This is a genomic window from Aquamicrobium soli, assembly GCF_042646345.1.
In the GTDB taxonomy this organism is placed as follows: Bacteria; Pseudomonadota; Alphaproteobacteria; order Rhizobiales; family Rhizobiaceae; genus Mesorhizobium; species Mesorhizobium soli_A.
On the sequence record NZ_JBHRTK010000006.1, the window covers coordinates 153,621 to 178,763 of the forward strand.

Sequence of the window (25,143 nt, forward strand, 5' to 3'; positions counted from 1 at the left end):
CCGATCTTCCCGACCGGCTCACGCCGGCATCGCGTGATGGATGCAGAAGTTCTTGATCTGCTGGTAGGCCGCAAGCGCCTCCAGTCCCTTCTCGCGCCCATAACCCGACAGCTTGTAGCCGCCGAACGGAAACTCCACATCGAGGCCGACGCCGAAGGAATTGACCCAGACCTGCCCGACACGCAGCTTTTCGCCGACGCTCAGCGCCGCGCTGATATTGCTGGTGTGGATGCCCGCGACGAGGCCGAAGGGCGAATCATTGGCCAGCCGCACGGCCTCCTCCGCCGTATCGAAGGGAATGATGGTCAGCACCGGGCCGAAGATTTCCTCGCGGGCGATGCGGGTATCGTTGCCGGCGCCCACAACCAGCGCCGGGCGCACGAACGCGCCGCCGGCCAGGGAAGCGTCCTTCGGCGTCTCGGCGCCGAGCAGAAGATCGCCATCCTGCCGCGCGACGTCGAAATAGCGCTCGACATCCTGCTTGTGCCTGGTGCTGATCAGCGGCCCCATGTCCGGATCGTCGACGCCGGCGCCGAGCGTCATGCGGCTGATGCGCGAATGCAGCCGCGACACGACCTCGTCATGCACCGAGCGCTGCACGAACAGGCGCGTGCCGGCATTGCAGACCTGGCCGCAATGGGTCAGGAATCCGCCTGCCACGATCGGCAGCGCCTTGTCCATGTCGGCATCGGCAAACAGGATCTGCGCCGACTTGCCGCCCAGTTCCATGTTGCAGGGAATGGCATGCGAGGCGGCGGCGACGAGCACCCGCTCGCCCGTTTCCACCGAGCCGGTGAAGGTGATCTGGTCGACGCCCCTGTGGCGGGCGAGCAGGTCGCCGACCACGGAACCACGGCCGTTGACCAGGTTGACGAGGCCGTCGGGCAGCCCGGCTTCCTGGCAGATCTTCACGAACTCATAGGCGGTGACCGGCGTTTCCGCCGACGGCTTGATGATGATCGAGCAGCCTGCGGCGAGCGCCGGCGCCACGCCGCGCGCGATGAGCTGGAGCGGGTAGTTCCAGGGAATGATGTGCAGGCTGACGCCGATCGGCTCCTTGACCGTCCAGTCGGACCAGTCCGGCCCGAGCGGAATGGAGTTGCCCTGCAGCTTGTCGGCGGCGCCGCCGTAGAACTCGAAGAAGCGGGCCGAGCAGTCGACTTCCCAATAGGCGTCGCGCAGCGGCTTGCCGCTGTCGGTGCTTTCCATGCGCGCGATGGCGTCGCGGCGCTCGAGCAGCAGGGTCGCGATGCGCTGCATGACGCGCCCGCGTTCGAACGGACGCATGCGGCGCCACGGGCCGTTGTCGAACGCCTCGCGCGCTGCGGCAACGGCGGCTTCGACCTCGGCGGCGCCGGCCCGGGCGAACTCGGCGATGACTGCGCCCGTCGACGGATCGACGCTCTGCCCCACGCCGTCGGAGCCCTCGTTCAGGACCTTGTTGCCGCAGACGAGCGGAATGAAATGAGGATGAGCGGTCATGTCTTTTCCCTTTCCCGTAGCTGGCACGCGCCAACATCACGATTGCGCAATATGTCACTGTGGTGTATACAATCAACTAATATTTGTCGACATCATTTGACAGTATGTCGGCAGAATGTTAGGCGTCGAACACACAGATGGTCATCAACTGGGGGAGTCCATGGACCTCGGACTGAAGGGAAAATGCGCTCTGGTGACGGCCGCGTCACGTGGGCTTGGTCGCGCTTCCGCGCTTGCGCTGGGTGCCGAAGGCGCCAAGGTGGCGGTCGCCGGCCGCAGCGTCGCCGCGCTGGAAGAACTGGTGCAGGAACTGCGTTCCGTCGGCGCGCCGGATGCCATGGCCGTCGAGATGGACCTCGCCAGGCACGACACGTTGCGCCCTTCCGTCGACGCCGTGGCCGAACGTCTGGGCGGGCTCGATATCTTCCTCGGCAATACCGGCGGCCCCGCCTCCGGCCCCTTCCTCGACGTCTCGCGCGAAGCCTGGGAAGCCGGCATCAACGAGATCCTGCTGCCGCTGGTCGACCTTTCCCGCGCCGTGCTGCCGCACATGCGGGCCGCGGGCGGCGGGCGCATCATGTATGTCACTACCGTCGGCGTGAAGATGGTGCAGCCCAACATGGTGCTGTCGGATTCGCTGCGGCTCGCCATCGTCGGCCTCGCCAAGTCGCTGTCGATCGAGTTCGCGCATGAAAACATCATGGTGAACTGCCTGTGCCCCGGCCCGTTCGCCACCGACCGCATGGAAGACCTGATCGTCGCCAGCATGGAACGCGACGGGCTCTCGCGCTCGGACGCCGAGGCGGTGTGGCTTGACGAGGTTCCGGCGCGCAAGTTCGGCGATCCGCGCGATTTCGGAGCCATCGTGGCAACGCTGGCCTCCGATCGCGGCGGCTTCATCACAGGTACGGCCATCTCGCTCGATGGCGGCAAGTCGCGCGCATACTAAGCGCCGGAAAATTCCAGCGGAGATTGAAATGACAGTTCAGATGGATGGTGGCGCCTCGATCGTCGCGTGGCTCAAGGCGGCTGGAGTGGAAAACGTCTTTTCCGTCTCCGGCGGACCGATCAACTCGATCTACCGGGCCTGCACGAAACAGGGCCTGCCCCTCATCCACGCTCGCCACGAAGCCGCAGCCTGCTTCATGGCCGAATCCGCTTCCCGTGTCACCGGCAAGGCGGGTGCCGCGGTGGTGACGCTCGGACCCGGCGTCACCAACGCGGTCACCCCCTCGCTGGTGGCGACCATGGCCGGAACGCCGATGATCATCATCGGCGCCCATTCGGGCACGCGCACCTTCGAGAAGGGCGCGGGCATGTCCTACGAGGTCCTGCCGCTGATGCAGGGCGTGACCAAATGGGCCGCGCGCTGCATCGACGCCAACCGGCTCACCGAATATCTCGACATGGCCTGGCGCAAGATGTGGGCGGGCCGCCCCGGCCCCGTCTTCCTCGAAGTGCCGACCGACATCCTGTCCAGCGCGGTCGACAACGCCTCGGCCGTTGCCTCGCTGCCGGCCCCGCCCGCCCCGGCCCGACCCGGTGTTTCCGCCGCCGACGGCGAAGCCCTGCGCGCGCTGTGCAAGACGGCCAAACGGCCCCTGCTGCTGCTCGGCGACGAGACGTTCTGGGACCGCTCCAGCCGCATCCAGGAAGCCGTTGACAAGCACGGCCTGCCTTTCTCGACGCTGCGCCTGGCGCGCGGCATCATCGACGAGACGCAGGAGCGTTTCGCCGGCCCCGGCTACACCGCCTGCAACGCGACCCTGCGCCGGGCGCTGGCCGAAGCCGACTGCATCTTCCTGGTCGGCCACCATTTCGAGTTCGACCTGGAATTCGGCGAGACGCTCGGCCCCGACACCAGGGTCGTCCAGGTCGCTTCCGATACCGAACTGCTGCACCGCAACCACCGCGCCGACCTCGCCATCGCGGCCGGGCCGTCGGCCTTCTTCGACGTTCTCGCCGAAGCGCCGGCGATGCAGCCGGACAGCGCCTGGGTCTCCTCCGTCCTCGCCGACTGGGCGACGGAATGGAACGCCCAGCGCGGCGATGGCGACAATTCCGGCATCCACCCGATCGTCGCGGTCGACGCGGTCACCGATGCTGCGCCCGGCAACACGATCTTCGTCTCCTCCCACGGCAATGTCGACTTCTGGGCAGACGCAAGGCTGAAATTCACCGCCCCCGGCCGCTACCTGCGCGCCGGCCAGTCGGGATCGCTGGGCGCGGAAGTCCCTTACGGCGCGGGCGCGAGCTTCGCCGATCCGCAGGCGCCGGTAATCGTCTTCGTCGGCGATGGCGGCGTCGGCTTCCACGTCTCGGAACTCGATACCGCCGAGCGTTATGGTCGCGCCTTCATCATCGTCGTGCTCGACGACCAGAAGTGGGGCGCCATCTCGCTGCCCCAGCAGCAGAGCTTTGGCGAAACCTACCAGATGGACCTGCCGCGGCGCGACTGGACCAAGGTCGCCGAAGGGCTCGGCGGCAACGGCTATCTGTGCCGCGATCCGCAGTCGATCGGCGATGCGATCAAGGCGGCGATCGCCGCCGGCAAGCCGGCCATCGTGCAGGTGCCGGTGCGCAGCGTCATCAGCCCCTACATGGCCTACATCTCCTGAAAATCGAGACAACGAGGACGACCCGATGAAGATCTGGAAGAACGGCGCTGCCGCCGGAATCACCCCTCCCAATCACTTTGGCGGCCTGACCGTGCTCGACGTCGTTCCGTTCGCCGGCAGCAATTTCTCCGTGCAGGTCTCGAGGGCGCCGAAAGGCGGCGGCGGCGAACTGCACCATCACGACGACTGGTCGCAGGTTTTCTACATGATCAGCGGGGAAATGACTTTCGACACCGGAAAGGAGCGATTTAAGCTGTCGGCGGGTCAGGCGGTGCTTTTCGAGCCGCGCGACCCGCACTATACGATCAACGAGGGTGAGGAAGAGAGCGTCTATCTCGTCATCACCGTGAAGCAGTAGAACGGGGCGTGCCCGAAGCTCGAACAGCCACATCGGCGGCAAGCCGATGGTTGATCGAAGCTTTCAAAGTCCCGCCCGTGAAAACCGGAGTGTCGTCGTGGAAGCCATCGCGGAAGAAAAGGAAACCAGGCTCTCGTCCGACAGCCTGATCCGCATTCTTGAAGGCGACATCCTCGACAGCAAGCTCAAGCCCGGCGACCGGCTGGACGAGCAGTCGCTGGCCCGCCGCTTCGAGGTCTCGCGCACGCCGGTGCGAGAGGCGCTGCGCCACCTGGCCTCAAGCGGCCTGGTCGAGATCCGCAAGAACCAGGGCGCGGCGGTGCGGCGGCTGACGACCACCGAGCTGATCGAGATGTTCCAGGTGATGGCGGAGTTCGAGGGGCTTTCGGCCCGCCTCAGCGCCCGGCGCATGTCGGCGGAGGAGATCGAGGTCATGCGGCGCCGCCACGAGGAATGCACGGCGCTGGCCGAGGGCCGCGACTACGAGGGCTTCTTCGCCGCCAACAACCTGCTGCACGAGGCGATCTTCCTCGGCTCGAAGAACGAGTTCCTGCACCAGGAGGCGCGCAAGCTGCGCAACCGGGTCAACGTCTACCGCCGCCACATCACCGGGCCGCGGCTGATGCACAAGTCCGTGCAGGAGCACGCCGGCATCGTCGCCGCCATCGAGGCCGGCGACGAGGAGAAGGCCCACCGGCTGATGCGCGAGCATGTCGACCTGCTGGCCGGTTCCGCCGCCGACGTCGTCCTCGCCCTCAAGGCACAGAGCGGCGAGGCCTGACCCGGAGCGGGCTCGCGCCCCGAAGGACCGAAACCGAATAACGGCACCGATTTCCGCACGGTCTGCTGCGGCGATGGCGTGCGCCTGCTTGAACGAAATGGATTGCCGCGATCGGCCATCCCGCGAACGAAAAGGAGACAGGACAATGCTGGTCGAAAACAGGTCCGCCAACCATGATCAGGCGCTCAGCGCGAGCGAGGCCGGGATCGCCGGCAAGGCAGCGCCCGCGGAAGTGCGGCGCTACCTGCCGGCGTTTCCGATCTACAAGGAAACGCCGCTCGTCGAACTGCCGGGGCTGGCGCAGTCGCTCGGCCTCGCCGGCATCGCCGTCAAGGACGAGGGCCAGCGCTACGGGCTGTTCAGCTTCAAGGCTCTCGGCGGCGCCTATGCCGTGGCGCGGCTGGTGCTCGAACATGCGCGCGAAAAGCTCGGCCGCGACGTGCAGCCGGCCGAGCTGCTCGGCGACGAAGTCAAGGCGCTGGCGCGCGGCATGACGGTATGCTGCGCCACCGACGGCAATCATGGCCGCTCCGTCGCGGCGGGCGCGCAGATGTTCGGCTGCCGCTGCGTGATCTTCCTGCACAGCGGCGTTTCGGCCGGCCGCGAGGCCGCCATCGCCGCCTTCGGCGCGGAAATCCGCCGCACCGACGGCAATTACGACCAGTCGGTCGCCGAAGCGAGCGCCACCGGCAAGGCCGAGGGCTGGACCGTCGTCTCCGACTTCTCGTCCGAGGGCTATACCGAGATCCCCGGCATGGTCATGCAGGGCTATGCGATCATGATGGACGAGATCGTCCAGCAGTCCGCCGCCCCCTATACCCATGTCTTCGTGCAGGGCGGTGTCGGCGGCCTGGCCGCCGTCGTCGCCGGCCATCTGCTCGACCGGTTCGGCGCCCAGCGGCCCCGCGCCATCGTCGTCGAGCCGACGCGCGCAAACTGCCTGCAACGCAGCGCCGAGGCCAACCGCCGTCTCGCCATGGATGCGGGCGATGCCACGGTGATGGCCATGCTCGAATGCTACGAGCCTTCGCTGGTGGCCTGGGACATCCTGGAAAAGAGCGCGGACTTCTATCTCGACGTCGATGACGAACAGGCGGTGGAAGCGCTTAGACGCCTCGCCCGGCCGGTCGCCGGCGATCCGGCGCTGCGGATCGGCGAATCCGGTGCCGCCGGCCTCGCCGGCCTGCTTACGGCGGTTGCCGACCCGGCGATGCGCGACAAGCTCGGGCTGGACGAGAAATCGCGGGTGTTGCTGATCGGCACGGAAGGCGCGACCGATCCCGAGCTCTACGAGCGACTGCTGAAGGACGGCACGGCGGCCTTCGCCGCGCACTGAGCCGCCCCGGAAGGGACATCAGAAAGGCTGCGTTGCCGGAAGGCGGCGCAGCCTTTTTCTTAAGTCAGTTCCAGTCGGAAGCGTGATGCGGGCTGTTCCCGAAAAATTCAGCTTTGACAAAGAGATAGGGCGGCTCTGCTTAGCGAAAGCAGAACCGCCCTATTCGCATTTGTCGGCTGGGATGGCTACGCGTCGCGCAGGCCGGCCGAAAGCTTCCAGATCGCATTGCCGTTGAGCGGGGTCGACGTGACCTGCACGTCGAGCGCATCCGAAACCGCGTTGGCGATGGCCGCGGCGGGACCGATGGCGCCCCCCTCGCCCATGCCCTTGGCGCCCAGCGGCGTCAGCGGCGTCGGCGTGACGATGTGGTGGACCTCGATGCTGGGGATTTCCGGTGCCTGCGGCATCAGGTAGTCGGCGAAGCTGGTGGTCAGCGGCTGGCACTCGGCGTCATAGACGAAATGCTCCAGCATGGCCGAGCCGATGCCCTGCACGACGCCGCCACGAACCTGGCCGTCGGCGATCATCGGGTTGAGCACGACGCCGCAATCCTCGACCACCACGAAACGGCGCAGTTTCATCTTGCCGGTCGGCACGTCGATCTCGACCACGGCGGCATGCACGGCGTTGGAATAGGTGCCGTCCGCCGGCCCGTCCTGGCTGAAGGAGGCTTCCAGACCGGGCACCATGCCCTCCGGCATCTGGTCGGCATTGCGCAGGGCGATGCGCGCCAGCCGGCGGATCTCGACGAACCGGCCGGCGTCGGTCTTGAGGCTCGCCTTGCCGCCGCCGAGCACGATGTCTTCCGCCTTGGCCTGCAACAGGTGCGCGGCAATGGCGCGCAGCTTGTCGGCCAGTTGCGTGGCGGCCGTATGGACCGCACCGCCGCCCAGCGCCGCGCCGCGGCTGCCCCAGGTGCCGACCGAATAGGGCGTCATCAGCGTGTCGCCATGGCGCACGAACACGTCCTTGGGCTCGATGCCGAGCGCATCGGCGGCCACCTGCGCCATCGTCGTCTCGAGGCCCTGGCCGTGGTTCTGCATGCCGAGGTCGACGATCGCCTGCCCGTCCGGCTCCATCTCGACGCGGGCCGCGATATAGCCGGTCTCGATGGGAACGCGGCGGCGGATGAAGTCGGGCGTTCCATGCGCCGTCTGCTCGATGAAGCAGGCGATGCCCACGCCCACGCGCCTGGTCTTCGAATTCTTCGAAGCCTCGGCCTCGGCACGGTCCGCCGCCAGAAGGTCGCGCATCTTTTCCAGCGACTCGGCGTAGGAGCCCTCGTCGTAGCTGAAGCCGAGCACGTTCTTGTAGGGGAACTTGCGGATGATGTTCTTCAGCCGGAACTCGATCGGATCTAGGCCGAGTTCCTCGGCGATGTCGTCCATCAGCCGTTCCTGCGAGAACACCGCCGATGGCCGGGCGACGCCGCGATAGGTGCCGATCGAGCATTTGTTGGTGGCAACCGCCCGATAGACGGCGTGATAGGCCTGGAAGTCGTAGGGACCGGGCAGCACCTTGCCGACCATGCCCGGCTCGCCGGCCGAGCTGAACGGATAGGTCGAATAGGCGCCGTTATCCACGGTGACGTCGGCCGTGAGGCCGAGCAGGCGTCCGTCCGCCGATACATAGGCTTCGAGCACATGAAGATGGTCGCGGGCATGGATGCTCGCCATCAGGTGTTCGCGGCGGTCCTCGACCCATTTGACCGGACGCCCGGTCTTTACGGCCAGCCACGCTACCAGCACTTCCTCGACATAGACCTGGCCCTTGACGCCGAAGCCGCCGCCGACATCCGGCGCGATGACGCGCAGGCGCGATTCTGGCCAGCCGAGAACCTCGGAAAGGCAGGTGCGCACGATATGCGGAAACTGCGTGGACGACCACACCGTCAGCACACGGTCGGACGGGTTGTATTCGGCCACGACGCCCCGGCATTCCATCGGCACGCCGGCCTGGCGCTGGGTGCTGTAGGTGCGGCGGATGACATGCGCCGCTTCGGCACGCGCCTTGTCGAGGTCACCGCCCTTCATTTCGCGCTCGACGATGACGTTGCTTTTCCAGCCGTCGAACAGGGTCGGCAGCGAAGGATCCTGCGCCTGGTCCATGGTACCGACGACCGGCAGCGGATCGTAGTCGACGAAGACCAGTTCCGCCGCGTCCTCGGCCTTGTAGGGATCGTCGGCCAGAACCGCCACGACAGGCTCGCCGACGAAACGCATCTTGCCCGAGGCCAGGACCGGCTGCTCGGAATACTGCATCTGCGGATAGTCCTGGTGCGCCTTGATCGCGAGGCCGCCAAGATCCTCGGCGGTGAATACCTGGGTCGGAAAACCGACATCCGCCAGCCCCGAGGAATCGACGCCGAGGATGGTGGCGTGCGCCACCTGCGCGCGCACCAGCGACAGATGCAGCATGTTGGGCCGAACGATGTCGTCGAGGTAGCGCGCGGCGCCCGAAAGCAGGCGATCGTCTTCGAAGCGCAGCACCCGCGCGCCGATATGCCTCGGGTTTTCAGCCTGAACCATGGTCACTTACCCCCTTCGGCAAGCTGGTCGCCGATTGCCTTGCGAACCGCTGCGACGATGCCGTGGTAGCCGGTGCAGCGACAGACATTGCCGCTCATCGCTTCCCGGATTTCGTCTTCGTCGGGCATGCGCTTCTGCGCCGCCATCTCGCCGACGAACGGGGCAAGCGTCATGATGAACCCGGGAGTGCAGTAGCCGCATTGCAGGCCGTGCTCGCTCTTGAAGGCCTGCTGCAGGGCATGCTCGGCATTGGGGCCGCCCAGGCCCTCCACCGTCTGGATGGCCTTGCCTTCGCACTGGACCGCGAAGGTCAGGCACGAAAGCCGCGGAACGCCGTCGATATGGACGGTACAGCAGCCGCAGGCGCCGTGCGCGCAACCGATATGCACGCCGGAGAACCCGAACTCGTGGCGCAGCACGTCCGCCAGCAGGCGGCGCGGTTCGACCTCCAGCACTTTCGTAGTGCCGTTTACCTCAAGCGTGATGTTCGTCATTTGCGTTCCAATGCCCTTGCGCAGGCGGCTTCGACGGCCCGCTGCGTCAACTCGCCGATCAGGGCCGTCTTGTACTCGGCGCCGGCAACGTGGTCGCTCGACGGCTCGACTTCGGCCGCAAACATCGCTCCCGCCTCCTTCGCCGGCGGCGCATCGAGCGGCTTGCCGATGAGGAAAGCCTCGATGTCCGGCGCGCGGATGGCGACCAGGTCGGCCCCGCAGCAGACGATCGCCGCCTTGGTGATGACGCCGGCCTCGAACTCGATCGCGGCGCCTACGGAGGCGATGGCGAAATCGCCGCGCCGCTCCCCGATCTCCATGAAGCTGCCGGTCGAATTGGCGGGTGGAACCGGAAACTCCACCGCGACCAGCAGGTCGCCGGGCTGCAGCGCGGTGACATAGGCGCTCTCGAAGAAATCGGCGGCGGCGATCCGCCGCTCCCCCTCCAGCGAGCGCACGATCATCGTGGCATCGTAAAGAACCGCGGCCGCCGGCAGTTCCGCCGTCGGATCGGCATGCGAAAGGCTGCCGCCGATCGAGCCGTGCCGGCGGATGGTGGGATGGCCGATCCAGTGCACGGCATCCAGCAGCGCCGGGAAATGCTCGGCTATGCGCGGATCGCCGGCATAGCGCTCATGCCGCACCAGCGCGCCGACGCGCATGACACCGCCGTCGAATTCGATCTCGTCCAGCGCCAGCGCGTTGATGTCCACCAGATGGCCAGGACGCGCCAGCCGCAGGTTCATCATCGGCACCAGGCTCTGCCCCCCGGCGATGGGCCGCCCCTCGTCCCCGAACTCGGCAAGCAGGCGTACGGCATCCTCGATATCGGCTGCCTTGTGATATTCAAAAGAAGCGGGCCTCATTGCATTCCTCTGGCAGGTGGCGACAACTATGCGCTCGCCGGAGCACAGCCCACCGCAATAGTCATTCGAACCGGGCCAGTCGACGGTCTGTGCGCAGGGAACTTAGGGCAACGCAGACTTGTATGCAATACTAAAAAGATTGTAGACAAGTTCGGGGATAATGCGTATCGTAAATAGCATTCCCGATACGCACGTCCGGCATCTGCCCGGCAGGCGGAAGGCCCAGACAAGGCACGAGGCGAGGCGTGCCAGCCACCAGACAGCATGGAGTTGACCCCTATGAGCAGCGCAAGCCGGCAAGCCGTCCTCGATACGATCGACAAGAACAAGGACAAGGCCATCGAGCTTCTGCGCAAGATGGTGGCGATCCCGAGCGTTACCGGGGACGAAGCGGCTATCCAGGCTTTCGTCGCCGACTATATGAAAGGCATCGGCCTCGACGTCGACATGTGGGAGACGGACTGGGAGGAACTGAAGAAGCATCCCGGCTACCGCCCCGTCGATCGCGGCTATGAGGGCCGGCCCAACATCGTCGGCACGCGCAAGGGCAAGGGCGGCGGCCGCTCGCTCCTGCTCAACGGCCACACCGACGTGATCCCGGTCGGCAACGGCGAAGGCTGGAGCGACGATCCGTGGTCGGCCAAGATCGAGAACGGCCGCATCTACGGCCGCGGCTCCTGCGACATGAAAAGCGGCGTCGCCGCCCACATCCTTGCCGTGCAGTTCCTGAAAGAAGCCGGTGTGGACCTCAAGGGCGACGTCTACATCAATGTCGTCATCGACGAGGAAGTGAGCGGCCACGGCACGCTCGACACCGTCATCCGCGGCTACAAGGCCGACGCCGGCATCTCCGGCGAAACCAGCGACCTGCACGTGCAGCCCGCCTGCATCGGCCGCATCTGGTTCCAGATCGATGTCGAGGGCAAGCCGGCCGGCATCCAGCAGCGTTATCTCGGCATCAGCGCCATCGACCTCGGCAACAAGATCGTCAAGGCCGTGCAGGAGTTGGAGGACCACCGCGTTGCCACTGTCCGGCATCCGCTCTACCCGAGCGCGATCGACTCCCTGCCCTGCATCATCGGTTCGTTCCAGGCCGGCAACTATCCCAGCGCCTTCCCCGCCAGCGCGGTGCTCAAGGGCTCGATCGGCACCGTCCCGGGCGAGGACCACGAGGGCGTCAAGCAGAGCCTGGTGGACAAGATCGCCGAGGTCGCCAGCAAGGACCCGTGGATGAAGGATCATCCGCCGGTGGTCCGCTTCGTCGGCTACGACGCTCAGGCGTCGGAAATCCCCACCGATCATCCCATCGTCACCACCCTGTCGAACACCTACAAGGAACTGACGGGCCGCGATCCGATCATCAGCGGCCGGCAGGGCGCGGCCGATACGCGCTTCCTCAACCAGTACGCGGCGACGCCGACCGTCATCTTCGGCCCCGGCTCGACGGCGGTGATGCACGCCAACGACGAATATGTGTCGATCGAGGACTACCTGACCGCCATCAAGGTGATGGCGCTCTGCATCCATGACTGGTGCGAGCCGGCAGAATAACGCCGGCACCTGCTCCGCGCACGGCCCCGCCGGGCCGTCGCGCGGTGGCCGGCACCTGTTGCCGCCCCCCTGTCGCCGCCCCTTGTCGAATGAAGATCGGGAGTGATCCGTGCCCCAGATAAAGCAGGCCTTCAGCGTCAACCATCCGCGCTCGACCGTCTGGGCTCAGTTCCAGGACCTGCCGCGCATGGCCGAGTGCCTGCCGGGTGCGTCGCTGATGGGCGTGCCTTCGGCAAACCATGCCGACGGCCGCATGACGGTCAAGCTTGGCCCGGTGCGCGCCGAGTTCACCGGCGCCGTCGACATCGAGGCCGACGAAGGGAACTACCGCGGCAAGATCGTCGGCACCGGCATGGACAAGAGCCACGGCTCGCGCGCCAAGGGCGAGATCGTCTACATGCTCGAGGAAGCGGCGAGCGGCGCAGCCACCAGGGTGTCGGTCGTCGTCGACTACACGCTTGCCGGCTCGCTGGCGCAATTCGCCCGGGGCGGCATCGTCGACGCCGTCGCCGAGCAGATCTGCCGCGACTTCGCGGCCAACCTGGAAACGCAGATGAACGCCGAAAGCCGGCAAGCGGCAGAGCCGGCGCAGGAAGCCGGCGCCCCGGCAAGGATCGAGGTTCCGCGCAAGGCCCGCGAACTCAACGCGCTCGGTCTGGTCATGGCGATCCTGCGTCGAAAGGTGGCGGCACTCGTGGGGCGTGCCTGAGCGATCCCACGCGGTTTGCCGACATGGGCATACCGGACGGGTTGCTTCCATTGCCGAGATGAGGCCTCCTCCGGTCTGGTCGCTGTGGGAATCCAGTTACGTATGCAATCTACTAATAATGGTATGCATTGCGTATTGACTTGAATACAGAATTGGCGAAAGGTACGGTCCCGTACTGGGAAGCATACGTGCCGGCCCGGTCGGAACCGTCGGCCAGGATGGAAGCCGGGTTCCGGACGAAGTTCAAACCAGGGAGGAAATGATGGCAATTCGCATGAAAGGTCTGCTCGCCGCCGCCATATTGTTGGCCGGAACGGGCATCGCCTCCGCTCAGGACAAGCTGGTCGTCAGCATCTGGGGTGGAAACTGGCGCGATGGCGCGCAGGAAGCGATCGCAACCGAATTCACCAAGCGCACCGGCATCGAGGTGCAGTTCATCACCGGCGGCACCATGGACCGCCTGACCAAGGCCAAGCTTTCGGCCGGCGCGCCCGAGGCCGACGTCACGCTGACCACCAGCCACGTGGCCTATCTCTATTCGTCCGACAATCTCTTCGAGAAGCTCGACACCTCGAAGATCCCCAACCTGAAGGATGCCTATCCGGTTGCGCAGCGCAGCCCCTACACGATCGGCCTCTATTCCTATGTCTACGCGCCGGCCTATCGCACCGACCTGATGCCGGCCGACTACAAGATCACGAGCTGGAAGGACCTGTGGAGCGACCAGCTCAAGGACAAGCTCGGCCTGCCCGACTTCGATCCCAGCCATATCATCATCGCCGCCGCCAAGCTGTCCGGCGCCGATGTGAAGGACTGGAAGGAAGGCATTCCGATGCTCGAGAAGCTGAAGCCGAACATCAAGGCCTTCTACCAGTCCGACGCGACCTCGCAGGAACTGATGAAGACCGGCGAAACCCCGGTGCAGGTCCTGCTTTCGATCAACGCCTACCACCAGATGAGCCAGGGCATTCCGATCAAGCTGGTCATCCCTGAAGAAGGCGGCGTGGTCGGCATCGACGCGGTCGGCATCAGCGCCGGCACCAAGATGACGGACGCCGCGTATGAATTCATCAACACGGCCCTCGACCCGCAGGTGCAGGAGAAGCTGTGCGGCATCTACAAGTGCTCGCCGATGAATTCCAAGGCCCATGTCAGCGCCGAGCTCGCCGCCATGCCCGGCATCTTCACCTCGGTGGATGAACTGCAGAAGCAGATCCTCGTGGACGACGAAACCCGCGCCAAGCTGCTTCCCGAGTGGAAGTCCTGGTTCACCGAGAACATGACCCGCTGACGGTTTTCGACTTGACTGGCCGCCGCTCCCGCAACCGGGAGCGGCGGAATTTTCCCTCTACCCCGTACACCCGCTGGAGACTGCGATGAACGATCGTCGGATATGGTGGTTCTTCATAGTGCCCTGCATGCTCGTGGCAGTTGCCGTGGTCATGTCGCTGGCCGCCGTTTTCCAGTACAGCTTCCGCGAGTTCGTCCCCGGTTCGCTTGAAACCGGCGGCTTCACGCTCGACAATTTCTACAGCATCGGCCGGCCGGTCTATTTCCTGGTCATCCTCGATACGCTGCTCATCAGCTTCCTGACCGCGGTGTTCTGCCTGCTGCTCAGCTACCCGGTTGCCTACGCGCTGGTGCGCACGCAGTCGGAATGGGTACGCACCCTGCTGGTCATCCTCTCCATCACCCCGCTGTTTACCGGCGAGATCGTGCGCACCTACGCCTGGATGCTGGTTCTCGGCTCCGACGGCTTCATCAACTCGACGCTGATGGCGCTCGGCATCGTAAGCCGGCCGGTACAGTTCATGTACACGAAGTTCGGCGTCATCGTCGCGCTGGTGCACTTCTCGATGCCGGTGATGATCATCATGCTCGCCACCGCCGTCAGCCACGTCAACCGCGACTTCGAAAAGGCGGCGGCCAATCTGGGTGCTGCCCCGCTGACCGTTTTCTGGCGCGTCACCGTGCCCCTGACCATGGCCGGCATCGTCGCCAGCACGGTCGTCATCTTCGCCTGGACGATGAGCGCCTTCGCCACGCCCCAGCTGATCGGCGGCGGCAAGGTGCTGATGATCTCCAACCTCGTCTACCTGCAGGGACTGTCGTCGTTCAACTTCCCGATCGCCGCCGTCCTCAGCGCCGTCGCCTTCATCGTCGCGGTCGGCAGCCTGGCGCTCGTTCAGCCCTTCGTGACGCGGCTCGAACGCCGCGTCGCCGAACAATAGGAGGATGTGATGGGAAAGTTCCTTTTCTGGACGCTGATAACCGTTATTCTCGTCTTCCTCACCGTTCCGGCGGTCGTGGTGATCATGAGTTCGGTCAACCCGACCGAGACGCTGGCCTTCCCGCCGAAGGGATTCTCGCTCCACTGGTACGCCCGCGCGTTCACCTACCAGGATTTCCGGGACTCCTTCTATAACGGCATGGTCGTCACCCTGTTCGCCTCGACCATCGCTTCGGTGATCGGCGTGGCGGCGGCCTACGTCACCCACCGCTACAATTTCCGCGGCCGGCGCCTGCTGGAGTTCCTGCTCGCCGCCCCGCTCATCATCCCGCGCTTCACCACCGGGTTCGGCTTCCTGCTCGTCGGCGCGGGCATCGGCATCAACAACGGCTACACCATCGTCATCATCACCCACATCGTGCTGGTGCTGCCGTTCGTCACCCGCAGCGTCTATGTCAGCCTGGTCAACGTCGACCGCACGCTGGAGCGCTCGGCCGCCAACCTCGGCGCCTCGCCGGTGACGGTGCTCCTGCGCATCACGCTGCCGCTGCTGACTCCGGGCATCGTCGGCGGCTGGATCATTGCCGCGATCCTTTCTTTCACCGAATTCACCGCCTCGCTGTTCGTGACCAGCTACGCCACGCAGACGCTGCCGGTGGCCATGTACACCTATGTGCGCGAATACACCGATCCGACGATCGCCGCGATCTCGGCCCTGCTTATCATCTCCACGACGCTAGGCATGTTCATCGTCGACCGGACACTGGGCCTCAAGCGCGTGCTGGCAATCGAATCGCACTAACCCCGCTAGAAAGATCGCTTCGGCGCAAGACCTTTAGGGAGAAAACATGAGCACTCAACCGGCAACCGGGCAGCAGGGCGATATCGCGGTCGACATCGCCAATGTCGCCAAGAATTACGGAGCGGTGGTCGCCGTCAAGCAGGTGTCGCTGCCGATCCGGCGCGGCGAGTTCCTCACCCTGCTCGGCCCCAGCGGCTGCGGCAAGACAACGCTGCTCAACATGATCGCCGGCTTCGAGGCGCCGACCGCCGGCACCATCAGCATCGACGGCCACGACGTCACCAACGTGCCGCCGCACCTGCGCGACACCGGCATGGTGTTCCAGAACTATGCGCTGTTCCCGCACATGACCGTCTTCGACAACGTCGCCTTCGGCCTGCGCATGCGCAAGGTGGACAAGCAGAAGATCGCCCGCGAGGCGGAAGCCGCCCTCGACATGGTCAAGCTTTCGGGCATGGGCGGGCGCCGGGTCAAGCAACTGTCCGGCGGCCAGCAGCAGCGCGTGGCGCTGGCGCGCGCCATCGTCTTCGGCCCCAAGGTGCTGCTGCTCGACGAGCCGCTCTCGGCGCTCGACAAGAACCTGCGCACCCAGATGCAGTTCGAACTGAAGGACCTGCATCGCAAGACCGGCCTGACCACCGTCTTCGTCACCCACGACCAGGGCGAGGCGCTCAGCATGTCCGACCGCATCGTGGTGATGAGCAAGGGCGAGATCCAGCAGATTTCCAAGCCGCTGGAGCTCTACAGCCGTCCCGTCAACAGCTTCGTTGCTTCCTTCATCGGCGAGATCAACCAGCTTCCGGTGGCGCGGCTGAAGCGCAGCGGCCAGGCGGTCGCGTTCGCCTTCCAGGAAGGGGTCACCCTCGAAGCCGAAGGCGACCATGCCCACCTCGACGACAACAGCGACGTCAGCATCTTCGTGCGGCCGGAAAGCATCGATGTCGCCGGTGTGCAAGGCGGTCCCGGCAATGTCGTCAAGGCCAAGGTGGTTTCCCATATCTATCAGGGCACGCATACCGTCACCCGCATCGAGACCCCCGGCCTCGGCCTGCTCGACATGCGCGTCGGCGGCGGCCACATCATCGACCAGAAGCCGGCAGGCTCGCCGATCGATGTCCGGATCTCGCTTGAAAACGCAGTGGTCCTGAAGGCGTCCGGCGCGAAGTAACTTCGCGCCGGAGCCCCCCTTCCCTTCCTACTTCGAACCGGTCTTCAGTAGCCGCGCCTTGTATCGGCGCGGTGGAGCGGTTCCCCGCCGGCGCTGACCCGGCGAATGCTTTCGGCAACGTCGCGCGCCGCCGCCTCCGGAACGGTGATGCTGGCCAGGTGCGGCGTGATCAGCACGTTTTCCATGTCCCAGAACGGATGGTCCGACGGCAGCGGCTCGACCCAGAACACGTCGAGCGTGGCCCCGCCGATCTGGCCGGAGCGCAGCGCCTCGACCAGCGCCGGCTCGTCGACCACCGGTCCGCGCGAGGCGTTGACGAACTTGGCCCCGCGCGGCAGCGCATCGAACACCGCCTTGTCGATGAGCTTCTCCGTCTGCGGCGTATGCGGCATCATGTTGACGAGGATTTCGACCTCCGAAAGGAACGCATCCCGTTCAGGCCCGGTATAGGTGCGCACGCCCTCGATCGTCTTGGCGGCGATATCCCAGCCACGCACGTCGAAGCCGGCCGCCGCCAGTCCCGCCGCCACCGCGCTACCGAGATGGCCGAGGCCGAGCACGCCGACCTTGATCTGGTGCAGCGGGCGCGGGTGAATATAGTGCCATTCGCGGCGGCGCTTGGCCTGCTCGAACTCGGGAATGTTGCGGGCGTACCGGATCACCGAAAACAGGACATAGCTGCGCATCAGCGCGATCATGCCCGGGTCCGACAGGCGCGAGATCGGCACCTCCGGCAGGTCGTCGCGGCCGACCAGGGAATCGATGCCGGCGCCGAGATTGATGACCTGCGCGATATTGGTGAATGGCTTGAAGAACCCCGGAGCAGGCTTCCAGGCCAGCACATGCCGGATATCGGCCGGATCGCCGACATCCGGATAGACACGGAAATCGAGGCCCGGGATGTTCGCCTTGAGCGCGTCGCCCCAGGTGACCGGGTCGTCGAAATCGCTGAAGAACAATACCGCGCCGTAGCGCTTCGCCGCATCGTCCGCTTCAGCCGAGCCTGCTGCCGGAACCGATCTAGTTGCCTGTGCCGTCACTGCCATTTCCTCCAAACCGCTACGCTTCGCCCGTGACCGTCAGGCGGTCACGTCGCGCATCAGGCTGCCGAAACCGGGCTTCGCTCCCTTGACGCCGGCAAGCGTCAGGCTGTGCCAGAACGACGCCTGGATGGCGGAAACGACCGGCTTGCCGAGCGCGGTTTCCAGCGCCTCGATGGCGCCGGCGGTGCGGAAATTGGTGCAGCTGACGAAAATGGCGGTCGCTTCCGGATGGTCCACCGCGCAGCACAGGTCGTAGACCCGGTCCAGCGAGACCTCCGCCAGTTCGACGTCGGTGTTGATGCCGAGGTTTTGCGAGCGAAGCACCTTGTGGCCGTTCTCCTCCAGGAAGCGGATGGCGCGCTGGTGGATCTCGTCGATATAGGGGGTGGCCAGCGCCACCGGCCCGGCTTTCACCTGCGCCAGCGCCGCCAGGCTGGCGGTCGACGCGGTGGTGATCTTCTTGCCCGGCGCCCAGGAGACGAGCTTCTTCGTCAGCGCCTTGTCATAGGCGGTGCCGTGCAGGAACGAGGCGCTGGTGCCGCCGAAGCACAGCACGTCGATCGGCGCCGAACCGAGCAGGCGCGCGGCCTCCTCGAGTTGCGGCGCGTTCATCATCTGCTCGATCCCTTCGAGCGTGACCTTGGGAAGCTTGATGCGCGTGGTGTGGACGGACACGCCTTCGGCCGCCATCGCCCACATTTCGGATTCCATCACTACGCTCGACGCCATGAAGATCAGGCCGACCCTGGCCAACGAGCCGTTGCCGTCATAGTGGAAAACCGGCCGCTGCCCGGCCTGGACTCGTTCTGCATTCGTCATGGCGAAGTTCCTCTCGTATTCCGGGCCGGCATGTCCGCGTTCAAGCGCACCGATCTCGGCCTACCCCGCTTGCATCATGCCGCAGCCTCATGCATCGATAAAATAGTTTTACTTGCTCATCTAGATTGGGAAATCCGATGCAATTTTCCTTCCGCGCCCTGCAATACGTCGTCGCGACGGCGGAGGCGGGCAGCGTCAACGGCGGCGCGCAATTGGTCAACAGCTCCCAGCCGTCCGTTTCCGCCGCCATCGCCCAGATCGAGGCCAGGCTCGGGGTCGCTCTGTTCGTGCGCCACCATGCGCGCGGCATGACCACCACTGCCGCCGGGCAGCGCTTCGTCAACGAGGCCCGCATCCTGCTCAACCACGCCCGCGACTTCGCCCGCAACGCCGAGACGCTGGGCGCCACCGTGACGGGCGAGATTACTGTCGGCAGTTTCGTCACCCTCGCGACCCGGTTCATGCCGGGGCTCCTGGCCGAATTCGCCCGGCGCGCGCCCGGAATCACCGTCAACCTGCAGGAAGGCAACCAGCAGGAAATCCTCGACGGGCTGGTGAGCGGACGCCTCGAACTGGCGCTGGCCTATGCCTACGCCGTGCCCGACGACATCAAGGCGCAGCGCCTGACGGAACTGCCCCCCTATGTGCTCGTCTCGCCTGAACACCGGCTGGCCGGGCGCCGGCGGATCAGCATCCACGACATCGGCGGCGATCCGTTCATCCTGCTCGACCTGCCGATTTCGCGGAACTATTTCCTCAACCTGTTCCTCACCCACGGCATCGAGCCGCACATCGCCTACCGCTCCCGCTCGCCCGAACTGATCCGCAACCTCATCGGTCACGGCCGCGGCTACACCATCCACAACGTCCTGCCGCGCCACGGCCTGAACTACGACGGCGGCCGCATCGTCGCGCTATCGATCGCCGAACAGGTGGCGCCGGTGCAGGTGGTGGCGCTCAGCCTTCGCCGGCAAAAGATGCGGCCGGCCGCGGAATTATTCGCCTCCTTCCTGGCCGAATCCTTCACACCGGGAGGGCTTTTCGGAGCCAATTCTGCGGCCGATTCCCTCCCCGCCGAAAGCGACGGCCGCGCCGGCTCGAACCCCTAAGTCCGGCACTCCTCCAACCCGATATTGTATGCAATCATATTTTTTTTGTAGACATCTCGAGAGTTCTGCGCATACCCTGTGCCTCGATCGGACTGAAAACCGGTGAAATCTGGTGCTCGTTACAGCCGATGTCGGCCCACGACGATTGCAACAGACAGCCATGAGAGAGGGTTTGGAATCAATCACTTACTGGCCCGCATCCAGTAAATTAGCCGGCAAATTGATTGAAAATCACCGGAACAGCCGCGATCCGTTTTTCTGTTGGAGGAGAAGAGCATGAAACGTAGATTGAATTGGCTCGGCGCAGTGGCCGCATCCGTCTTCGCGGTCGCGAGCATCATGCCGGCAAGTGCCGAAAAACTCATTCTGGGCAACGAGGGCAGCTATCCTCCGTTCAGCATGGTTTCGCCGGACGGAACCCTGACGGGCTTCGAGCCGGAACTGGCACGCGAAATGTGCAAGCGCATGAACGTCGAATGCGAGATCGTGGTCATGGACTTCAAGGCCCTGATCCCGGCCCTGCTTCAGAACAAGCTCGACGCGGTTGCAACCCAGACCAAACCGCTTCCGGAACGCAAGGCCAAGGTTCTTTTCGGCCGCCCGATCCTGTTCAACCCGGACTCCTACGTCATCCCCAAGGACAAGGAGTACACCTTCACCAAGGAAGGGCTGAAGGGTGTTCGCATCGGCCTGCAGCGCAGCTCGGCGCAGGCGAAATACGTGCAGGAAACGTTCGGCGACGCGGTCGAGATCATCCCGTACGACAATCCCGACCAGATCCGTCTCGACCTGGCCAGCGGTCGCCTCGACATGAGCCTCGGGCCGAAGATCAGCTGGACGAACGAGTTCCTGTCCAAGCCGGCCGGCAAGGACTGGAAGTTCGCCGGCGGCGATTTGTGGACCGGCGGCGGCGAACAGGGGTCGAGCTGGATCGCGCGCAAGGACAGCGCCGAGTTGATCGATCGCATGAACAAGGCGCTCGACACCATCATCGCGGACTGCACCTTCACCAAGCTGCGCAAGCAGTTCATGGATGTGGGGCTCCTGCCTGAAGAAGAAGCCTGCAAGTAATTCTCAGCGGCCGCGGCGCACCACGCCGCGGCCTTCCTGTCTCCCTCGACGGCGGATGGCTCGCCGTCACCGAAGCACGCCCGGAGCACGCTTGTCATGCCCTTGCTGGGATTTGTCGAACAGCTCGGCCTCGGGGCCATGGTTACGATAGAGGTCGCTGTCCTCTCGTACCTGCTGGCACTGCTGGTCGGCACCCTGTTTGCGCTCGCCACGGTACGGCGGCGCCCCATCGTCAATGCGATCTGGCAGGTCTACGCCTCGATCTTCACCGGCGTGCCTTCGCTGCTGGTCGCTTTCCTGTTCTACTACGCCGGCTCCGGCATGCTGGCGAGCCTGTTTTCCGTTGTCGGCATGCGGGTCAATATCGAGGTCAACCCCTTCGCGGCGGCCGTGGTGGCGCTTGGCCTCGTCTACGGCGCCTATATCGCCGACATCGTCCGCAGCGCCATCCATAACGTGCCGCCCGGCCAGTTCGAGGCCGCCAACGTCCTGCTCATCCCTCGCCCGACCGCCTGGTTCTTCGTCATCCTGCCGCAGGTGCTTCGCCTCGCACTGCCGGCGCTGAGCAACATGTGGATCGTCGTGCTCAAGGACACCGCCCTGATCTCGCTGATCGGGCTCAAGGAAATCATGACCTATGCGCGGCTGGCTTCCGGCGTCACCAAGGAACCGTTCATCTACTTCATCCTCGCGGCCGCGTTCTTCCTGCTGATGACCGGCCTCACCTACCTCGTCACGCAACGGATCGAAGGCTGGACAGGGCGCGGCTTGCGCCGCGCGGCCCCCGCCCGGGAGGAGACCGCCCGTGCACTATGACATCGCCCTTGCCTGGGAAAGCCTGCCGACGCTTCTTCAAGGAACGCTGACCACCTTTATCGTGTTGCTGCCGGTGCTGGTGCTCGGCCTGCTGATATCGATCCCCGTAGCCCTTGCCCGGCTGGAGCGGGGCCCGGGCTCGCTGCTGGCCGCCGCCTACATCGTCTTCTTCCGCGGCGTGCCCAGCATCGTGCTGCTTTACCTCATCTACAGCGGTCTGCCGCAGTTTTCCGTCATCCGCAACACCGCGCTCTGGACCCTGTTTTCCAACGCCTATTTCTGCGCCTGGGTCGGGCTGACGCTCACCCATTCCGGCTATATGGGAGAAATCGTCCGGGGCGGGCTAGCGGCGGTGCCGCCCGGCACCATCGAGGCGGCGCAGGCACTCGGCCTCGGCCGCATGCAGATCCTGTTCAAGCTGCGCCTACCCATGGCGGCGCGCTACGCCCTGCGCGCCTATCAGAACGAACTGCTGATCATGGTGAAAAGCACCTCGGCGGTCAGCGCCATCACCCTGGTCGATCTTACCGCCGCGGCCAACACCGTGTTCGACTACACCTACGACCCGTTCACGCCGCTGGTGACCGCCGCCGGCATCTATTGGGTCATCATCAACGCCATGCGTTACGCCTTCAACGTCGCCGACAGCCGCCTGAACCGGCATCTCGCGTTGAAATAACGACGTTCCACCAAGGATCAGACCATGCCAGCCACCCAAGCCACGGCAGCCCCGCCAACCGCGCAACCCGATATGCAGATGGCGGTTTCGGTACGCGGCCTGAACAAGCATTACGGTGCCTTCCACGCCCTGAAGGACATCGACCTCGATGTCGCCAATGGCGAGATCGTCATCATCTGCGGCCCCTCGGGCTCGGGCAAGTCCAGCCTCATCCGCTGCATCAACCATCTCGAGCAGCACAATTCCGGCACCATCCACGTCAACGGGCTGGAACTCACCGGCAAGCCCGCGCGGGTCATGGAGGTGCGCCGCAGCCTCGGCATGGTGTTCCAGAACTTCAACCTGTTCCCGCATATGACGGTGCTCGCGAACTGCACTTTCGCCCTGCGGCAGGCGCTGCGCATGCCGCAGGCCGAGGCGGAAGAGGTCGCGCGCGAGCACCTGCAACAGGTCAACGTGCTGGACCAGGCGGCAAAATATCCGGGCGAACTGTCCGGCGGGCAGCAACAGCGCGTCGCCATCGCCCGCGCGCTCTGCCTGAAGCCGCGCATCATGCTTTTCGACGAGCCGACCTCGGCGCTCGACCCGGAATCGGTCGGCTCGGTGCTGCGTATCATGGAGAAGCTCGCGGCCACCGGCATCACCATGATCTGCGTGACGCACGAGATCGGCTTTGCCCGGCGGGTCGCCCACCGCTGCGTATTCATGGAGCGCGGCGAGATCGTGGAGAACGCACCAACCGCCCAGTTCTTCGGCAACCCGGACAGCCCTCGCCTCAAGGCGTTCCTGGACCAGGTTCTGTAGCCTGTAGCCGATCAGTTCCTATAGCAGGCGGCGGGCCTTGCTCGCTCACGTGATTCCGAGTTCCGCTACGCGGTCCCGGAATGACGGATTGCCACTGTCGCCGACGTGAAGCCGGGCATTTTCACTTATCCCCGCTCCAAAGCCTTGACTGCCCGCCCGCTCCAGGCGGCCGGGGCTCCACGCGATCACTTCACCAGGAAAATATTGGCCAGGACGAATGTCGCCGTGGTGAAGGTGATCAGCGAGATCCAGCCGATAAGCGCCTCGCGGTTGGCGGCTCGCCGTTCCGCCGGGGTCCTGTGATCGCGGGTGTAGATGTACTCGTCGTGATGGTCTTTCATCGGACACCTCGGATGATCTTGCGATTGCCGCTCGGATAGCTCATTCCGGCCATTCCCGCAATCAGCCTGCCGGTCACCCCGCCAGGTCGTCGATCCGCGGCGTCCTGCCTTCCACCAGGTCGCGGTCGCTGGCGATCGAGATCGCCAGGACCCGAACGTCGGAGGCGGGAAACGTCTTCACGGCCGTCGAAACGATGTCCCTCGCGTGGTCGGCGCCGGAATATTGTTCGTCGACGGAAACCGTGATGACCAGCGTCACCTCAACCGACTTTGTCAACCGAACCCTCGATCAATGAGGCCGCCCCAGCCGCACACACTCTAGCAAATCCGCTCCCAAACGCCATGCCTGGCCCATTAGTTGATGCGGCCTTGGTACCGCCGCTTTTATGGAACTAAAGTCGTAGACGACCGTTAAGGATGGTTAACAGCCTGAATTCAGTCGCACGGGAGGAACCTATGGATAGATTGCAATTTCTTTCGACGGTGCGTGTTTCCCGTGGCAAGGGCCATCCCGTCGAGGAGATCGACAGCGTGGCGGAAGCGATGGCGTTCCTGCGCGAATGGCCGGTCGGCCGGCGCGGGCCGGTTTATCGCTGCGCCCTTAACTGCTGCGCCGCCGCCATGGCCGCGCAGATGACGGCAGAGGAAGCGCGGCGCTCCTTCTCCGGCTTTGCCCGCATCACCGGGCTTCTGGTCGAGGACCGCCTGACCGCCGCAGCCCATCTGGCCAGCGAAGAAACCGCGGCAAAGACCGCCGTCCGCTAGCCTGACGGACCGAAACTAAAGCGAAGGCTTCAGTTTTTCTGGATCGAGATGCCGTTGTCGTCGAATTTCAGTTCGATGCCTTCGCGCTTCGTTTGCTGCTGGTAGATGTAGACGCCAAGCACGACGACCACGACGGCGAGCGCGCCGATGACCATGTAAAGCGTATTCCTGTTCAAAGGCGCGCCCTCTCGTCGTTGAGTAACCGAAACGTCACGCTCGCTTCACGAGCCGGATGATCAACAGCAGGATCACCGCGCCGATGACGGCATGAATGATCGCCGCAAGGATTCCGCCGCCGAAAGCGAGCCCGATGCGTGGCAGCAGCCAGCCGGCGATCACCGCGCCGACGATGCCGACGATGATGTTGCCGATCAGGCCGAAGCCGAAGCCCTGCACGATCAGCCCGGCCAGCCAGCCGGCAATCGCGCCGATGATCAGGAAGATGATCAGACTTTCGATACCCATTTTCTCCTCCGGTTTTGCTGGCCCGCGGCTAGTCCCCGTCCGGGCCGTGGTTGAAACGTCGAGATCGGAAAAGGTCGCGATCCGGCAGCATCAGTCCTCGTCAGCGGAAGAGGGCCGCCAGGCGGTCGGCTCGATCTTCTTCTGGGTGTTGCTGTCCGTGTAGGTCCACCAGGCGCCGTCCTCCTTGTCCCAGCGGGCAATGGACTCGTTGGCGACGCCGTCGCTGTCGGTCCAGAAGACCGTGATGCGGGAGCCGTCCTTGGGCGCGGTGGAAATGGGTTGTCTGGCTGGCATGCTGTCCCCTCACT

Annotated in this window: 28 protein-coding genes; 17 read left to right on the forward strand and 11 right to left on the reverse strand. The window is 65.0% G+C overall.

The genetic code is table 11. The features are described from left to right. Positions 1-18: 18 nt before the first annotated feature. Positions 19-1,482, reverse strand: coding sequence for an aldehyde dehydrogenase family protein (locus ACFOHJ_RS05955; protein ID WP_378219486.1), 1,464 nt, complete (start codon positions 1,480-1,482; stop codon positions 19-21). A 160-nt stretch (positions 1,483-1,642) separates the two neighbouring features. Here ACFOHJ_RS05955 and ACFOHJ_RS05960 point away from each other — a divergent pair, with 160 nt between their 5' ends. The 5 genes from ACFOHJ_RS05960 to ACFOHJ_RS05980 all read left to right on the forward strand — a co-directional run bounded on the left by ACFOHJ_RS05960 (position 1,643) and on the right by ACFOHJ_RS05980 (position 6,575). After that, complete coding sequence (locus ACFOHJ_RS05960; protein ID WP_378219487.1) at positions 1,643-2,431, forward strand: SDR family oxidoreductase; 789 nt, start codon at positions 1,643-1,645, stop codon at positions 2,429-2,431. 28 nt (positions 2,432-2,459) lie between these two features. Then, the gene (locus ACFOHJ_RS05965) at positions 2,460-4,100 is read left to right on the forward strand and encodes a thiamine pyrophosphate-binding protein (protein ID WP_378219489.1); all 1,641 of its coding nucleotides are present in this window, start codon (positions 2,460-2,462) and stop codon (positions 4,098-4,100) included. 25 nt (positions 4,101-4,125) lie between these two features. Next, positions 4,126-4,458 carry a cupin domain-containing protein gene (locus ACFOHJ_RS05970; protein WP_378219491.1) on the forward strand — a complete coding sequence of 111 codons (333 nt, stop codon included), beginning with the start codon at positions 4,126-4,128 and terminating at the stop codon, positions 4,456-4,458. Between the two features lie 97 nt (positions 4,459-4,555). Further along, the gene (locus ACFOHJ_RS05975) at positions 4,556-5,239 is read left to right on the forward strand and encodes a GntR family transcriptional regulator (RefSeq protein ID WP_378218886.1); all 684 of its coding nucleotides are present in this window, start codon (positions 4,556-4,558) and stop codon (positions 5,237-5,239) included. A 145-nt stretch (positions 5,240-5,384) separates the two neighbouring features. Further along, a complete protein-coding gene (locus ACFOHJ_RS05980) occupies positions 5,385-6,575 on the forward strand; it encodes a diaminopropionate ammonia-lyase (protein WP_378219493.1) in 1,191 nt (396 codons plus the stop codon). 185 nt (positions 6,576-6,760) lie between these two features. On the opposite strand, the gene ACFOHJ_RS05985 is transcribed toward ACFOHJ_RS05980, so the two are convergent. The 3 genes from ACFOHJ_RS05985 to ACFOHJ_RS05995 are packed head-to-tail and all read right to left on the reverse strand — an operon-like array spanning position 6,761 to position 10,463. Beyond that, entirely contained in the window at positions 6,761-9,103 is a 2,343-nt protein-coding gene (locus ACFOHJ_RS05985) for a xanthine dehydrogenase family protein molybdopterin-binding subunit (protein WP_378219495.1), read from the reverse strand. A 2-nt stretch (positions 9,104-9,105) separates the two neighbouring features. Continuing rightward, on the reverse strand, positions 9,106-9,597 hold the full coding sequence (locus tag ACFOHJ_RS05990; RefSeq protein WP_378219497.1) for a (2Fe-2S)-binding protein: 492 nt from the start codon (positions 9,595-9,597) through the stop codon (positions 9,106-9,108). Beyond that, positions 9,594-10,463, reverse strand: a complete 870-nt coding sequence (locus ACFOHJ_RS05995) for an FAD binding domain-containing protein (RefSeq protein ID WP_378219498.1) — start codon at positions 10,461-10,463, stop codon at positions 9,594-9,596. The genes ACFOHJ_RS05990 and ACFOHJ_RS05995 overlap by 4 nt, the downstream gene beginning before the upstream one ends. Before the next feature lie 279 nt (positions 10,464-10,742). Between ACFOHJ_RS05995 and ACFOHJ_RS06000 the strand changes: the two genes are divergently transcribed. The 6 genes from ACFOHJ_RS06000 to ACFOHJ_RS06025 all read left to right on the forward strand — a co-directional run bounded on the left by ACFOHJ_RS06000 (position 10,743) and on the right by ACFOHJ_RS06025 (position 16,923). Continuing rightward, a complete protein-coding gene (locus ACFOHJ_RS06000) occupies positions 10,743-12,014 on the forward strand; it encodes an ArgE/DapE family deacylase (protein WP_378219500.1) in 1,272 nt (423 codons plus the stop codon). Between the two features lie 109 nt (positions 12,015-12,123). Then, positions 12,124-12,723: an SRPBCC family protein gene (locus ACFOHJ_RS06005; RefSeq protein WP_378219502.1), complete on the forward strand. Its 600-nt coding sequence runs from the start codon at positions 12,124-12,126 to the stop codon at positions 12,721-12,723. Between the two features lie 274 nt (positions 12,724-12,997). After that, complete coding sequence (locus tag ACFOHJ_RS06010) at positions 12,998-14,014, forward strand: ABC transporter substrate-binding protein (protein ID WP_378219504.1); 1,017 nt, start codon at positions 12,998-13,000, stop codon at positions 14,012-14,014. Between the two features lie 85 nt (positions 14,015-14,099). Further along, entirely contained in the window at positions 14,100-14,954 is an 855-nt protein-coding gene (locus tag ACFOHJ_RS06015) for an ABC transporter permease (RefSeq protein WP_378219506.1), read from the forward strand. A 9-nt stretch (positions 14,955-14,963) separates the two neighbouring features. Further along, positions 14,964-15,755, forward strand: coding sequence for an ABC transporter permease (locus tag ACFOHJ_RS06020; RefSeq protein ID WP_378219508.1), 792 nt, complete (start codon positions 14,964-14,966; stop codon positions 15,753-15,755). A 46-nt stretch (positions 15,756-15,801) separates the two neighbouring features. Beyond that, positions 15,802-16,923 (forward strand): ABC transporter ATP-binding protein, encoded by a 1,122-nt coding sequence (locus ACFOHJ_RS06025; protein WP_378219510.1) that lies wholly within the window; start codon positions 15,802-15,804, stop codon positions 16,921-16,923. Between the two features lie 44 nt (positions 16,924-16,967). Here the strand turns inward: ACFOHJ_RS06025 and ACFOHJ_RS06030 are convergent, their stop codons facing one another. Then, the gene (locus ACFOHJ_RS06030) at positions 16,968-17,963 is read right to left on the reverse strand and encodes a 2-hydroxyacid dehydrogenase (protein WP_378219512.1); all 996 of its coding nucleotides are present in this window, start codon (positions 17,961-17,963) and stop codon (positions 16,968-16,970) included. Between the two features lie 39 nt (positions 17,964-18,002). Then, on the reverse strand, positions 18,003-18,785 hold the full coding sequence (locus ACFOHJ_RS06035) for a maleate cis-trans isomerase family protein (protein ID WP_378219514.1): 783 nt from the start codon (positions 18,783-18,785) through the stop codon (positions 18,003-18,005). Positions 18,786-18,922: 137 nt separating this feature from the next. On the opposite strand from ACFOHJ_RS06035, the gene ACFOHJ_RS06040 reads away from it, so the two are divergent. The 5 genes from ACFOHJ_RS06040 (at position 18,923) to ACFOHJ_RS06060 (ending at position 23,264) form a co-directional block, all read left to right on the forward strand. Then, complete coding sequence (locus ACFOHJ_RS06040; RefSeq protein WP_378219516.1) at positions 18,923-19,894, forward strand: LysR substrate-binding domain-containing protein; 972 nt, start codon at positions 18,923-18,925, stop codon at positions 19,892-19,894. Positions 19,895-20,170: 276 nt separating this feature from the next. Beyond that, positions 20,171-20,965, forward strand: a complete 795-nt coding sequence (locus ACFOHJ_RS06045) for a transporter substrate-binding domain-containing protein (protein WP_378219518.1) — start codon at positions 20,171-20,173, stop codon at positions 20,963-20,965. Between the two features lie 96 nt (positions 20,966-21,061). Further along, the gene (locus ACFOHJ_RS06050) at positions 21,062-21,781 is read left to right on the forward strand and encodes an ABC transporter permease (protein ID WP_378219520.1); all 720 of its coding nucleotides are present in this window, start codon (positions 21,062-21,064) and stop codon (positions 21,779-21,781) included. Continuing rightward, the gene (locus tag ACFOHJ_RS06055) at positions 21,771-22,460 is read left to right on the forward strand and encodes an ABC transporter permease (protein ID WP_378219522.1); all 690 of its coding nucleotides are present in this window, start codon (positions 21,771-21,773) and stop codon (positions 22,458-22,460) included. Before ACFOHJ_RS06050 ends, ACFOHJ_RS06055 begins: the two co-directional genes overlap by 11 nt. Positions 22,461-22,484: 24 nt before the next feature. Continuing rightward, complete coding sequence (locus tag ACFOHJ_RS06060; RefSeq protein WP_378219524.1) at positions 22,485-23,264, forward strand: amino acid ABC transporter ATP-binding protein; 780 nt, start codon at positions 22,485-22,487, stop codon at positions 23,262-23,264. A gap of 185 nt (positions 23,265-23,449) precedes the next feature. Here ACFOHJ_RS06060 and ACFOHJ_RS06065 read toward each other — a convergent pair whose 3' ends face one another. Together ACFOHJ_RS06065 and ACFOHJ_RS06070 are read right to left on the reverse strand one after the other, a co-directional pair. After that, positions 23,450-23,605 (reverse strand): hypothetical protein, encoded by a 156-nt coding sequence (locus tag ACFOHJ_RS06065; protein ID WP_378219526.1) that lies wholly within the window; start codon positions 23,603-23,605, stop codon positions 23,450-23,452. 73 nt (positions 23,606-23,678) lie between these two features. Beyond that, a complete protein-coding gene (locus tag ACFOHJ_RS06070) occupies positions 23,679-23,882 on the reverse strand; it encodes a hypothetical protein (RefSeq protein ID WP_378219528.1) in 204 nt (67 codons plus the stop codon). 179 nt (positions 23,883-24,061) lie between these two features. Between ACFOHJ_RS06070 and ACFOHJ_RS06075 the strand changes: the two genes are divergently transcribed. Continuing rightward, positions 24,062-24,370 carry a DUF982 domain-containing protein gene (locus ACFOHJ_RS06075; protein ID WP_378219529.1) on the forward strand — a complete coding sequence of 103 codons (309 nt, stop codon included), beginning with the start codon at positions 24,062-24,064 and terminating at the stop codon, positions 24,368-24,370. A gap of 29 nt (positions 24,371-24,399) precedes the next feature. Here the strand turns inward: ACFOHJ_RS06075 and ACFOHJ_RS06080 are convergent, their stop codons facing one another. The 3 genes from ACFOHJ_RS06080 to ACFOHJ_RS06090 all read right to left on the reverse strand — a co-directional run bounded on the left by ACFOHJ_RS06080 (position 24,400) and on the right by ACFOHJ_RS06090 (position 25,129). Then, positions 24,400-24,546, reverse strand: a complete 147-nt coding sequence (locus tag ACFOHJ_RS06080) for a hypothetical protein (RefSeq protein WP_378219531.1) — start codon at positions 24,544-24,546, stop codon at positions 24,400-24,402. Positions 24,547-24,580: 34 nt separating this feature from the next. After that, complete coding sequence (locus tag ACFOHJ_RS06085; protein WP_378219533.1) at positions 24,581-24,835, reverse strand: GlsB/YeaQ/YmgE family stress response membrane protein; 255 nt, start codon at positions 24,833-24,835, stop codon at positions 24,581-24,583. 90 nt (positions 24,836-24,925) lie between these two features. Then, positions 24,926-25,129, reverse strand: coding sequence for a hypothetical protein (locus ACFOHJ_RS06090; RefSeq protein ID WP_378219535.1), 204 nt, complete (start codon positions 25,127-25,129; stop codon positions 24,926-24,928). Positions 25,130-25,143: the final 14 nt, after the last annotated feature.